Origin of the sequence: Moraxella sp. ZY210820 (assembly GCF_030674635.1) — a bacterium.
Classification (GTDB): Bacteria; Pseudomonadota; Gammaproteobacteria; order Pseudomonadales; family Moraxellaceae; genus Acinetobacter.
Genome location: NZ_CP089978.1, coordinates 1,374,551 through 1,388,411 on the forward strand (window position 1 = coordinate 1,374,551; position 13,861 = coordinate 1,388,411).

Annotated in this window: 11 protein-coding genes; 5 read left to right on the forward strand and 6 right to left on the reverse strand. The window is 35.8% G+C overall.

Features of this window, described 5'->3' with window-relative positions; all coding sequences use genetic code 11:
- Positions 1-128 precede the first annotated feature (128 nt).
- Both LU301_RS06890 and LU301_RS06895 read left to right on the forward strand, forming a co-directional pair.
- Positions 129-617: a hypothetical protein gene (locus LU301_RS06890; protein ID WP_305269001.1), complete on the forward strand. Its 489-nt coding sequence runs from the start codon at positions 129-131 to the stop codon at positions 615-617.
- Positions 618-820: 203 nt separating this feature from the next.
- Positions 821-1,240, forward strand: coding sequence for a hypothetical protein (locus LU301_RS06895; protein ID WP_305269004.1), 420 nt, complete (start codon positions 821-823; stop codon positions 1,238-1,240).
- A 121-nt stretch (positions 1,241-1,361) separates the two neighbouring features.
- Here LU301_RS06895 and LU301_RS06900 read toward each other — a convergent pair whose 3' ends face one another.
- From LU301_RS06900 to LU301_RS06910, 3 genes are all read right to left on the reverse strand, one after another.
- On the reverse strand, positions 1,362-3,521 hold the full coding sequence (locus LU301_RS06900; RefSeq protein ID WP_305269007.1) for a malate synthase G: 2,160 nt from the start codon (positions 3,519-3,521) through the stop codon (positions 1,362-1,364).
- Between the two features lie 250 nt (positions 3,522-3,771).
- Positions 3,772-4,248 carry a transcription elongation factor GreA gene (gene greA / locus LU301_RS06905; RefSeq protein ID WP_305269010.1) on the reverse strand — a complete coding sequence of 159 codons (477 nt, stop codon included), beginning with the start codon at positions 4,246-4,248 and terminating at the stop codon, positions 3,772-3,774.
- 256 nt (positions 4,249-4,504) lie between these two features.
- On the reverse strand, positions 4,505-7,315 hold the full coding sequence (locus LU301_RS06910; RefSeq protein ID WP_305269013.1) for a M16 family metallopeptidase: 2,811 nt from the start codon (positions 7,313-7,315) through the stop codon (positions 4,505-4,507).
- Positions 7,316-7,481: 166 nt separating this feature from the next.
- Between LU301_RS06910 and LU301_RS06915 the strand changes: the two genes are divergently transcribed.
- Genes LU301_RS06915 through truC form a run of 3 tightly spaced genes read left to right on the forward strand, consistent with a single transcriptional unit; the run spans position 7,482 to position 10,385 of the window.
- The gene (locus LU301_RS06915) at positions 7,482-8,834 is read left to right on the forward strand and encodes an MATE family efflux transporter (RefSeq protein ID WP_305269016.1); all 1,353 of its coding nucleotides are present in this window, start codon (positions 7,482-7,484) and stop codon (positions 8,832-8,834) included.
- Positions 8,835-8,841: 7 nt separating this feature from the next.
- A complete protein-coding gene (locus LU301_RS06920; RefSeq protein ID WP_305269019.1) occupies positions 8,842-9,609 on the forward strand; it encodes a biotin--[acetyl-CoA-carboxylase] ligase in 768 nt (255 codons plus the stop codon).
- A 20-nt stretch (positions 9,610-9,629) separates the two neighbouring features.
- Positions 9,630-10,385, forward strand: coding sequence for a tRNA pseudouridine(65) synthase TruC (truC, locus tag LU301_RS06925; protein ID WP_305269021.1), 756 nt, complete (start codon positions 9,630-9,632; stop codon positions 10,383-10,385).
- On the opposite strand, the gene LU301_RS06930 is transcribed toward truC, so the two are convergent.
- From LU301_RS06930 to katG, 3 genes are all read right to left on the reverse strand, one after another.
- A complete protein-coding gene (locus tag LU301_RS06930) occupies positions 10,375-10,815 on the reverse strand; it encodes a hypothetical protein (protein ID WP_305269024.1) in 441 nt (146 codons plus the stop codon). The genes truC and LU301_RS06930 overlap by 11 nt on opposite strands.
- 302 nt (positions 10,816-11,117) lie before the next feature.
- Entirely contained in the window at positions 11,118-11,573 is a 456-nt protein-coding gene (locus tag LU301_RS06935; RefSeq protein ID WP_305269027.1) for a hypothetical protein, read from the reverse strand.
- A 113-nt stretch (positions 11,574-11,686) separates the two neighbouring features.
- The gene (gene katG, locus LU301_RS06940) at positions 11,687-13,855 is read right to left on the reverse strand and encodes a catalase/peroxidase HPI (protein WP_305269029.1); all 2,169 of its coding nucleotides are present in this window, start codon (positions 13,853-13,855) and stop codon (positions 11,687-11,689) included.
- Positions 13,856-13,861: the final 6 nt, after the last annotated feature.

Sequence of the window (13,861 nt, forward strand, 5' to 3'; positions counted from 1 at the left end):
TAAATCAATCATGAAATTTAATCATAAAATAGATGTCGATATTTTTTGATAATGCAAATCATTGCAATCAAAACCAATTTATATTAACATAATTTTTACTTGATGATTTAAATTAATGGAAACTTTAAATGAAAAAATATGAATACAAATTCCCTTCTGCTATTGGCTATATCACCTTTATTATATTTAGCTTAATGGCTTGGAGTAGCTTGAGCAAAGCACCTCATTATAGCGGTACAATACATATCAAGCACTTAATTCGTTTTTCACCTGAAACTTCGTATTATATTTGGTGGGGAATGTCATTTTTCTTTTTAGCCTGTGCATTATTTGGTTTGTATATCATTATTCAATCTTTTCAATTAAAACAACGTTTTATTATGATTAATGAAAATCAGATTTCTTTACCTAAACGTCCTATTTCAAACACGATATTAAATATTCCATTTCGCTCAATTAACAAAATTAAATTTTACCAAACATCTGGTATTAAACAAGTTGTTTTATTTACTGAACATGAAGGTAAAGTCATATTTACGAATAAAAATCTAAAATCGAAGGCTGATTTTGATGAAATTTGTGTAATCTTGCAGGAAAAGTTTAATACAAGAAAGTAGAATGCGTATCATGTATCTTTTACAAATTTACATCTCACATATCAAATAAATTTAAAGTAGATATTATCATAAGATAAGTAGCTTATGAAATTTAATCATAAAATAAATGTCTATATTTTATGATAATGCAAATCATGGCTATCAAAAACCAATTTATATTAACATCATTTTTACTTGGCAATATCATTTAATGGAAATGTAAAATGAAAAGTCATCAATTTTCACACTCAAAAATCATATTATTAATCATTAGCTTATGCTCAATCAGTTTAAGCCACGCAGGTACATACTACCGCCTAACCATCCCTACACAATCAGGCAGTTACTGTGAAACTATGCCATTTTATTTTGTTGATGAAGGCGACACCACACAACCATTTGTCCCAATTACCGTCAATCAAGCTGTAAAAATTAGCTTTACCAATCCGTACTTTTGGTTTTGGTCAAAACCTGTGTCAGGCATGGCGATATTTTCCCCAAAAGGCTTAGTCAAACCCATCAAACAAACAGAAAAAGAATATCAATATCAACTCACACCACTCAAAGCAGGCGAAGTTTATCATTTGCGTGGCACATTAAAATCGCCTAGCGATGCGTTTAAAATTTGCGTTACACCACTTTAAAACTTGTAAATGGTGCTGTTACTATAACCCCCAAAATGGTATCTACACTTTCATTACAACCAACAAAAGGCATAACAGTTTCCCATTATACCTTTTAGATTTAGCTCATATTTAGCGAAAATTAGTCGCCTTTATAGCCTTTTAATTTTAAACGTGCTGCGTGCAACAACGGTTCAGTATAACCAGATGGTTGCTCTGCACCTTTAAAAATTAAATCACACGCTGCTTGGAAGGCGATACCATCATATTTTGGTGCCATTGGCGTATATAATGGGTCGTCAGCATTTTGTGCATCAACCACTTTTGCCATACGCTCAAGCACTTCTTGCACCTGCTCTTTGGTTACAATACCATGACGTAACCAGTTTGCAACGTGCTGTGAAGAAATACGCAAAGTCGCACGGTCTTCCATCAAGCCTACATTGTTGATGTCTGGTACTTTTGAACAGCCCACGCCCAAATCAACCCAACGTACCACATAGCCTAAAATACCTTGACAGTTATTTTCAAGTTCTTTGGTGATTGCTTCAGCAGACCAATTGGTTTCTTTTGCCAATGGTGGTGTTAATAAATCATCAAGTGATTTTGCTTGTGTTGCCAATAACTCTTGCTGACGGTTTGCCACATTGCATTTATGATAATGAATTGCGTGAATGACTGCACCAGATGGCGATGGTACCCATGCACAGCTTGCACCTGCTTGTGGGTGTTCAATCTTCGTACGATACATATCCGCTAATTCGTCTGGTTTTGGCCACATACCTTTACCGATTTGAGCCTTACCACGCAAGCCTGTTTGTAAGCCAATCATCACGTTACGGTTTTCATAAGCATCAAACCAAATTTGACCTTTGACTTCACCTTTACGCACAAATGGACCAGCTTCCATCAAGGTATGGATTTCATCACCTGTTCTGTCCATAAAGCCAGTATTGATGAAAATTGTACGGTCTTTCGCTTGAGCAATACATGCTTTTAAGTTTGCAGATGTACGGCGTTCTTCGTCCATAATACCAATTTTTAAGCATTTTGCAGGTAAACTTAAAGCCTGTTCTACACGAGTGAATAATTCTACCGCAAATGCCACTTCTTCAGGACCATGCATTTTTGGTTTAACAATATACATTGAACCTGTACGAGAGTTGCGTAAAGTATTCTGACCTTTTAAATCCACAATCGTCAATAATGGCGTAATCAATGCATCCATGATGCCTTCGTAAATTTCTTTACCATCAACCAAAATGGCTGGGTTCGTCATCAAATGACCCACATTACGCAATAACATCAATGAACGACCATGTAGTGTCGCTTTATTGCCCGTTAAATCAGTAAATTCACGGTCTTTATTTAAGCTACGGACAATGGTTTTGCCATTCTTTTCAACATTTTCTTGTAAGTCGCCTTTCATCAAGCCAAGCCAGTTACGATAACCTTCAACTTTCTCTTCCGCATCAACTGCTGCAACAGAATCTTCTAAGTCTTGAATCGTTGTTACCGCTGCTTCAAGTACAACATCTTTTACGCCAGCTTTATCTGTTTTACCGATTGGGCTATTGGCATCGATTTCGATAACAACGTGTAATCCATTATTTTTTAAGATAATTTCTGATGGATTTGCTGTATCGCCATTATAACCTACAAGCTGTTGTGTATTTTTTAAAGTTGAATTTTGACCATTTACAACCGCAATTAAGGCATTATTTTCAATAGCATATTTTTCGACATCAGCATGAGAGCCTTGTGTTAATGGGAAAGTTTCATCTAAGAAATTTTTAGCAAATGCAATAACTTTTTCACCACGCACAGGGTTATAACCTTTGCCTTTTTCTGCTCCGTCTGTTTCTGGAATCACGTCAAAACCGTACAAGGCATCGTACAATGAACCCCAACGAGCATTAGCAGCGTTTAAGCAATAACGTGCATTACGCACTGGCACAACCAATTGAGCACCAGCGATGGTTGCAATTTCATCATCAACATTTTCAGTGGTGATTTGGAAATCTTCAACTTCTGGCACTAAATAACCAATTTCAGTTAAAAATGCTTTATATGCACCAAGTTCAAATGTATTGTTACGATGCCATTCATCCAGTTTTGCTTGAATTTCATCACGCTTTTGTAAAAGTGCTGTATTTTTTGGGCTAAGGTCTAAAACGACTTGTTCAAAATTTTTCCAATAGGTTGCACTATCGATACCTGCCACTGGCAAGGCTTCTTGTTCAATAAAATCATACAATTCTTTGGCAATCGCAAGTTTGCCTTGTTGGATACGTTCAGTCATATCTAGTCCTATAAAAATTAACCGATGGAATAAAACCTTAGTATAACAAGTTATGATGATTTATCTAGTATAATAAATTGAAAAAATGGTAAATATTCATCATGATAATTTATTATTTTTTATATAAAAATCAAATAATTAAACAAACAATCCAATATATTTTCTTATTTTATAAGACTAAAGTTATAAAAAACGAGCTATGAAATCATAACTCGTTATGTTTATTTGAATATGAATCGTACAACTATCATTACAAATATTGCACTTGTACAATTTCAAATTCAACTTCGCCTTGCGGTGTCATGATTTTTGCTTCATCGCCTTCATTCTTACCAATCAAGCCACGAGCAATTGGTGAATTTACCGAAATTTTATTTTGCTTATAATCTGCCTCATCATCACCGACAATCTTATAAGTTACTTGCTCTTCGGTATCTAAATTTTCGATGGTTACGGTTACCCCAAACACTACACGCCCATCTTGTGGCAAAGTATGTACATCAATCACTTGAGCAGCACCTAATTTACCCTCAATGTCTTGAATACGACCTTCACAAAAACCTTGTTGTTCACGAGCTGCATGATATTCTGCATTTTCTTTTAAATCGCCATGTTCACGAGCTTCAGCAATCGCTTCGGTAATGCGTGGTCTTTCTACCGTTTTAAGATGCTGTAATTCTTTCTCTAAAGCGATTTTACCTTCAGGGGTCATTGGATAACGTTGCATATTTTTCTCCTTAAAAAATAAAAGAAAACCCAAACCGCATAAAGTTTACACGATTTAGGTTAGGATATTAAGCTATTATGAATAGTATAGCGTATTTTTTTTAATGTTGATAGTATTATCCCATAAAAATACACATACTCATATCATGTTTAAATCAATTTTATAACCAATTGATAATATTTAAATTATCTATGAATAGAAGCAAGGGTCATTCTCCTAACATAAATTAATTTAAATCATTATCATATTTTAATCATCATTTGATTTTCCCATTTAGCGATTTAACCTTAGATTTTGGCATTTCTACAGGCTGACCATATTGATCTGCCATGACTTCAATCATTTGATTTAATTGAAAATATTTTTTCGCCACACGATTAACGTCAGCTTTAGTAACTTGTGCAATTTTATTATCCCGTTCTAGGCGACTTTGCATATTTCGCTTTAAATCTTGTTGAGCAACCAACATCGAATGCACACGTTTATCATCTTTCATTGCTGTAGCTCTTGATTTCAACAAATGTGCCTTACCCGCTTCAACTTCTTGCTCAGTTACCCCTTTATCCAATATATCATTGATGGTTTTATGAATCGCTTGACTGACTTGCTCCGCTAATTCAGGTTTATAATTGGCAGAAACCGACCAACTACCACTTGAATTTACGCTACTTAAATTTAAATCATGATTAAAACCATACACTAAGTTATTGGTTTCACGCAACTCTTTACCTAAACGTGATGACAATTGCGAACCACCTAAAATATGACTTAAAATTAATAATGGCATCGCATCCTCATCTTCAATACCTACAGGAATCGTTAAATAAGATTGATACGAACCAAATTCACGTTGTTCGGCTAAAGCATGAATTTTTTGTGATTGATATTGCTGATAAGGAATCACCGCACGTTGATAAGGCTGTTTTGTTTTCCATTTTGCCAATTGTTTTTGCAATACTTTTTGTGTTTGTGCGACATCAAATTGCCCTGTAATAGTTAAATGTGCATGATTCATAGCAAAATAATCAGCATAAAATTGCTTTAATTGTTCATTAGTTACGGTATTTAACTGTGCTTTTGCCACTTCAGGCTCAAAATGATAAAACAAATCACCTTGTGGATAAATTTCTGTTACACGGTCTAACACTAAATTCGACACTACGCTCGGCTCGGTATAAGGACGTTCTAAATCCGCCAATGCTGTGCTTTTATTCACTTCAAAATCTTCAAGATTGAATGCAGGTTGTTTTAACATCTCAAGTACAAATGCTAAATATTCAGCAAAATGTTGCTGATCTGATGTAATTTGAATAGTCAGTTTATTCCCCGATACTTTTGCATGGGCAGAACCATTTAATTCTAAATTTTTATCCACGACTTGTTGTAGATTATGTGTTTTTGAACCACGCAACAACTGACTCGCCATACTTGCTAACACTTCAGCTTTACCATGTAATGATGCATGTGTACCCAAACCAACCGTTAATGTCGCATAAACTTTATTATCCTTAAGTTCAGTCGGATAAAAGGTATAACGTAAACCATTTTTGAATTGTCCAAAAATTAATTTAGGCGTTACCGTATCAATACTATTTTTAGATTCAGCTAAATAATGCTTTTGCTCATCAAGATAAGTTTGCACATCTTTTAACGGTTCAGCCACTTCTTCAACTTGCGTCGATTTTAACTGCTGTGTGCTAGTTTGCTTTTGCTGTGCTTGCTTCAATGCTTCGGGCGTTGGCTCTATATCAATCACAATACGTTTTTGTGCGTCAAAAAATTTCTGATAAGTCTTATTTACATCTTTCGCTTGTAATTTTTCTAACTCTGCCACATCATCAAAATACGCTAACCAACCTTTATCACTCGAAACTACATATTGCATCAGCATACTACCAAAAGCAACTGCATCATTTTCAACCGTTTGTAAAGCATTGCGAGTTGCTAAACGTACACGTTTTACGTCATCTTCTAAAATATCCCCACCTTGCTCAATTTGTGTAATTAAAGTTTTTTCAATATGATTGCGGTCATGTTGTGGTGCATAACTCGCTCCAATCATCACAAAATTATAATATTTATCACTATCGCTATGACCACCCACGCTAGTCGCTTGCTTATTTTTCACTAAAGATTGATATAAACGACCACTTGGCTCCATACTCAATAAAGTACCTGCCACACTTAATTGATTTTGAATTTTGGTATCGCCAGCACCTAAATAACCAATCATGGTTACATAATCACTCCCCTTTTGTACCTTAAAATGACGATTTTTTAAATTTTCAAATTTAAATTCAGGTACTTGTGTACTCGCACGCACAGGAAAACTTTTGGCAGGTTGAATTGATGAAAATTGTTGTTCAATTTGTTTTAAAGTCGCTTGTTTATCAAACTTACCTGTGATGATAATTGCCGCATTATTCGGTTTATACCATGTTTTATAGAACTGCTGTAATTCATTTAAACTAATCGATTTTAACTCTTCTAAATCACCAATCGGTGCACGTCCTAAACTTTGATTGCCGTATAACTCCTTAAAAATTTGGTCACGCACCACTGAACCCGGTTGATCTAAACGAATTTCTCGTTCTCGTTTAACAATTTCAATTTCATTCGGTACATGTTGCATTTTTATTACGCTTTTATCCATGCGTTCTGCTTCCAAATGAAGTAATTCATTAATATTATTTTGGTCGGCAGGTAAGACATTAATATAACTCGTAAAATGAAAACTCGTCATCGCATTCGTCATTAAAGTATGTTGGTCTAAACGACGTTGAAATTCTTCATCAGGCACATTTTGTGTACCCTTGAATAATAGATGTTCCAATAAATGTGCTAAACCACCTTTCCCTTTAGGGTCATCTAATGAACCTGTGAAATAAACTGTATTCATATAGACTTTACTTTCTTTTTCATTTGGCGATAAAATGACCTTTAATCCATTATCTAATTGATATTCTTCGATATTACGTTCACTTTGTACTAAAGTCGGTGCAGCCCATGTACTACCGCTCACGGCTAATACGCATAATGCTAATTTTAAACGTTTAAATTTTAACATACTTAAATCCTATCATAAAAAGTTAATCTATTTTAGTCTAACATAATCTAAATGAGAATAATACTTATATTAACTTATTGATAATTCATTTTCTACATATTTCTACAATATTCATCCGCCCTATTTTATGTTATGCTATTTTATTTCAAAATATTTGCATTACGATATGTCCCAACACACAGCAACACCACGTTTACAAGAAGAAATTAAACCCTTATTTGCTTTAATGATTCCTATTCTAATCACACAATTTTCGCAAACAGGTATGGGATTAATTGATACCATTATGGCTGGACGTATGTCCGCACAGGATTTAGCTTCAATTTCTGTTGCAGTCGGCATATGGATTCCGATTATGCTATTATTCTGTGGTATTATTTTTGCTACGACACCCCTTGTTGCCAAAGCTTTAGGCGAAAAAAAGCCAAGCCAAGTGGTTAAAATTACCCAACAAGCCTTATGGTTGGCATTTGCTTTAGGCATTATTGCTCTCATTATTCTACAATTTATTCCTTTCATCTTAACATGGTTAAATGTACCTGAAAGTCTCATTCCTAAAGCTAGTTTATTTTTACATGCCATTGGTTTTGGTATGCCTGCGGTAACAACTTATACTGCATTACGTTGTTATTCTGAAGCTTTAGGATTCCCACGTCCCGTTACCTTTATTAGTATTGGTGCATTATTTATACTTATTCCTTTAAATTATTTATTTATGTATGTACTTGGTTTTGGTGGAGCAGGTTGTGGTTTTGCTACAGCTATTTTACAATGGCTCATGTTATTTGCTTTAATTTTTCATCTGTATCGCTCACCAAATTATCAACACTATCGCTTATTTCATCGCCAACAACTTACACAATTTGATACGCAAATCATGCGTACAATTTTAGCACTTGGCATTCCAATCGGTTTTAGTATCTTCTTTGAAGTGAGTATTTTTAGTACCGCCGCTTTAGTATTAAGCCCGCTAGGTGAATTGATTATTGCAGGACATCAAGTTACTATTTCTATTACCTCCATTTTATTTATGATTCCTATGTCATTAGCCCTTGCTCTAACCATTCGTGTAGGACGATATTATGGCGAAAAAAATTGGATAGCAATGTTATTAGTACAAAAATTAGGCTTTTTAACTGCAACATTATTAGCACTCATCACGATGATTTTATTATGGTATTGGAAAGAACCCATTATCAACATTTATACTCAAGATAGCGAAGTAGCTAAAATTGCCTTAACCTTAGTCGTTTTTGCCATTGCTTATCAATTGGTTGATGCATGGCAAGTGTGTGCGGCAGGTTGTTTACGTGGTATGCAAGATACTAAAACACCAATGTGGATTATGTTATTTGCTTATTGGGCGGTTGCTTTTCCTATTGGATTTTATTTATCTCGTTATACCAATGTCGGTGCAAGTGGTATTTGGATAGGGTTTATTGTAGGTTTAAGTGTGGCTTGTGTCTTTTTAGTGATACAACTGTATCGCTTATACCAACAACTTTCACAAATCAAATAGGTGCAATATGCTCAATTTACAGCAAGATTTAATTCAAAATACCATTATTCATCAAGGCTATACGCTACCTGATGTGATGTTAATACAAACATCTACCACCTCAACCAATGATGATTTATTACAACTTTGCCAACAACAACCACACATTCAATCAGCTTTAGTTTGTAGCGAATCACAAACACAAGGACGTGGACAGCATCAACGGCAATGGTGTTCTCCACAAGGTAATATTTACTTTAGCAGTTTAGTACAATTACAACGCCCTTTAGATGGTAAATTAGCCTTAGAAGTGGCACTTAATATTATTCATTGCCCAAGTTTACAGGATTATCCATTACAAATTAAATGGGCAAATGATTTATATAGCCCACAAGGTAAATGGGGAGGGATTTTAATTGAACCAGTCGATCAACACCGTGTGATTGTAGGAATCGGAATTAATCTACAACCACTATCAGAGCAACAACGCTCACAAATCACACAGGCTTGTACATCGTTAAGTGAATTAAATATTACCATACAAGCCAATCCATTTATTGCTGAATTGTATATTGCCATGCAAAATGCGGCACAATGGTTTAATTATGGTAGCCAAAACTTAAAACAACGCTTTAACCATGTTGCCTATCAACTCAATGAAATGATTGAATTTGAATATCAGCAACAAATTTTAAAAGGTCGTTTTTTAGGCATTCATGATGATGGGGCTTTAATTTTACATCATCAACACGGCGAGCAATATTTTTATAATGGACGTATGTTGATTCAACAATAATCTATGATAATGTATCAAAAATGACACTCACTATTCTCTATCAAGATGATTATATCGTTGCCGTGAATAAGCCAGCTAAAATGTTGGTTCATCGCTCGTGGCTAGATAAATATGAAACGACATTTGTTATGCAAACTCTGCGAGACCAAATTGGGCAATTGGTTTATCCTGTTCATCGCTTAGACCGTCCAACATCTGGCGTGTTATTATTTGCGTTAAATCCACAAGTTGCTCACACTTTAGCCTTACAATTTGAACATCATCATGTTGAAAAAGTGTATTGGGCAATTGTGCGTGGTGCCATCAAAAATCCTGCTCGTATCGATTATGCCCTAAAACCCCGCCTTGATAAAATTGCCGATAAATTTGCCAATCAAGATAAAGAAGCCGAACCTGCTATTACCGATTATTGTTGTTTAGGTACGGTAGAGTTACCTTTTGTGTCGTGTCAGCGATTTACCACTTCTCGCTATTCATGGCTTGAACTTCGCCCACTCACAGGCAGAAAACATCAATTAAGACGACATTTAAAGCATATTTTTCATCCGATTGTTGGCGATACCACCTATGGCGATAAAAAACAAAATCGGGCTGTTATAGCAAATCTTGGTATTAGCCGTTTAATGCTTCATGCTCGTTCGTTAAGTTTTACTCACCCTATTTTAAACACTAAAATGACCGTTGTCGCAGATGTTGATGATGAGTTTGGGAAGTTTTTGGCAGAATTTCAAAATTGTTCTTCTGATATGAAATCGCATCAACACACTAATGTGTAATATAACAAAAATCGAGCTGTTTACTTTTATAGCATACTAATGTTTTGTTCCAGCTTTTATCAGCGTTCAATTTACTAATCTCTTTAAAAGACAAACTACGATAATAAATCCTTGCCTTATTTTGATTTACAGTCATCTCTTTAGCAACGATACGCTCACTATTATGGGCTATTTTAATATTATTTGTGGTCTTTATTTTATGACCGTTAGCGAGTATAAATTCTTTTTGGTCAATGTCTGTACTCGTATTATCTTCTATATCTCGCCCTGACATACCGCTATAGATACAAGATTGTTGCTGATGTAATTGGTTGTTTTTGAAAATATAACAAGTCGCTTTCATATTTTCAAAAGTGCCATAAGCCGAAAACGCATGATTTGACACGAATAGTCCAATACTCATAAGAAGTATTTTCACTGATTTTTTCATCGGTATTCTCCATAAAATATGATTATTTTGATTATCGCAAAAAATACTAAACACGTCTATAGTCAAATAACTTAAAAACTAGTAAAAAATTCACCATTGTACCGTAGGGGCGAATCATATTCGCCCTGTATAAATATCGTATTTATTGGGCAAATGTGATTTGCCCCTACAGGTCTGTACTAATTTTTAGCTTAAATCACCAAACAATAAAAAACAACACGCCCCATTTGGAGCATGTTGTTTTTCACTATGGTAGGCGTAAACTCTACCATAAAGAGTATTGCCATTTTTGCTAAACAAACTTAAAATTTTTTCACAAACTGCCCATTCATCATTTGAGGAATGACTTGTTTTAGTTCAGCAACTCGTCTTTCATTACAAAAATCTTTAATTTTTTGTTGCTGGATAAAATGAAAATCTATGCCATTGATTTCGTGAATAAATTCATCGTGTCCGTATTTTTTAGCAAGGAATGTGATGATTTTCTTACTATCCACAGCCATGCCACAAGTTTTTGCCCCTGCCGTTCTTGACCACGCATATTGCAAATTACTATCCCACCCCATTGCATCAACTCCAGTAAAACCATTGTCATAATGATATTTATAAGTATTACTGTCAATGCTATAAGCCGTCATTCCACCTTTACCAGAATAATTGCCATATTCACTATGAGTTGTGCCATTACCACTCGTTGTACCTGTGTTGGTACAACCAACCATTAATAGTACAACCGCAGAAAGTGCTACTTTTTTCATAAAAACCCTTAAAATAAAAAATTATCTTGATTTGAATTTTATCATAATCGCAAAAAAAAAAACAAAAAACGACACCCTTTACAGAGTGCCGTTTTCTTAATTAACCGCTTAGATTATTTTTGTAAATCGTAACGGTCAGCGTTCATTACTTTCACCCATGCTTTAGCGAAGTCTTGAGCAAATTTCTCATGAGAATCGTCTTGAGCATAAAGTTCAGCATACGCACGTAAGATAGAGTTAGAGCCGAATACTAAATCTACACGAGTTGCAGTAAACTTAGTTTCGCCAGACTTACGATCAACGATGTTATAGCTGTTGCGGCCAGTTGGCTCCCATTTGTTACCCATATCTACAAGGTTACGGAAGAAGTCAGTTGTTAATACGCCTACACGGTCAGTGAATACACCATGTTTGCTACCGCCATGGTTCGCACCTAATACACGTAAACCACCAACTAATACAGTCATTTCAACTGCTGTTAAGCCCATTAACTGTGCACGGTCAAGTAATAACTCTTCTGGAGTCGGCTCATAGTGAGCTTCTTGGAAGTTACGGAAACCATCATGGATAGGCTTTAAGTATTCAAAGCTTTCAGCATCTGTCATTTCAGCAGTTGCATCACCACGACCAGCAGCAAATGGAACAGTTACGTTAAAGCCAGCATCTTTAATCGCTTTTTCAACAGCAGCCGTACCACCTAATACGATTAAGTCAGCGATAGAAACATTGGTTTCAGCAGATAATTTTTCATATACCGCTAATACTTTAGCTAAACGCTCTGGTTCGTTACCAACCCAGTCTTTTTGTGGAGCTAAACGGATACGAGCACCATTCGCACCACCACGATAGTCTGATTGACGGAATGTACGAGCAGAATCCCAAGCAGTTGCTACTAATTCAGATACACTCAAACCACTTGCCAAGATTTTTTCTTTAAGGCTTGCAATTTCTGCTTCTGTTGGAACATATTTAGGAGCAGGAATTGGGTCTTGCCAAATTAAATCTTCTTGCGGAGCGATAGGACCTAAGTAACGGCTACGAGGACCTAAATCACGGTGAGTTAATTTAAACCATGCACGAGCAAAGGCATCATCAAACGCTTGTGGGTCATTTAAGAACTTCTCAGAAATTGCACGATATTCTGGATCTTTAATTAACGCCATATCACCATCATTCATTGTGATTTTACGTTTAATTGTTGGGTCGTTTTGATCCACTGGCATATCTTCTTCGTCCATCTCTGATGGTTCCCACTGTTTTGCACCAGCAGGTGAACGAACGATTTCAAATTTATCTTCGTATTTGAACAATAATTTAAAGAATTCATTGTCCCAACGGTCAGGGTGAGTGGTCCATGCACCTTCAATACCAGATGTGATTTTAGCAACTGATTTATCGTCAGTTTTCCAACCTAAACCTTGATCAGCAATATCAGCAGCTTCAGGCTCAGCACCTACTTTAGACGCATCACCATTACCATGTTGTTTACCAATGGTATGACCACCTGCCACAAGAGCAACAGTTTCTTCAACAGTTACACCCATACGCTTGAATGTAATTTTCATATCACGAGCAGTTTTGATTGGGTCTGGATTACCATCAACACCTTCTGGGTTGATATAGATTAAGCCCATCATTACTGATGATAATGGGTTTTCCAACTCACGATCGCCAGACCAACGGTTACCTTTTGAACCTGTTGGTGCAAGCCATTCAGTTTCAGAACCCCAATAAGTATCTTTTTCTGGGTGCCAAATATCACGGCGACCAAATGCGAAACCGAAAGTTTTTAAACCAGCAGCTTCATAACCCATTGTACCAGCTAAAATAATTAAGTCAGCCCAAGAGATTTTGTTACCATATTTTTGTTTGATTGGTTGTAATAAACGGCGAGCTTTATCTAAGTTCGCATTATCTGGCCAAGAGTTTAATGGAGCAAAACGGATATTACCAGTATTTGAGCCACCACGACCGTCCATAGCACGGTAAGAACCTGCTGAGTGCCATGCTAAACGACCCATTAAACCACCATAATAGCCGTGGTCAGCTGGCCACCATTCTTGGCTATTGCGAAGTAAATCAGCGATGTCTTTTTTCAACGCATCCACATCAAGTTTAGCCACTTCTTTTGCATAGTCAAAATCTTCACCAAGTGGGTTTACTTTGCTGTCGTGTTGATGCAAAATATCAAGATTTAAAGCTTTTGGCCACCAAGCCATAGGACCTTGTTGGTCTGATGTTACGCCACCGTGAAATGGGCAACCTTGAGTTTGTTGTGTCATTGAATT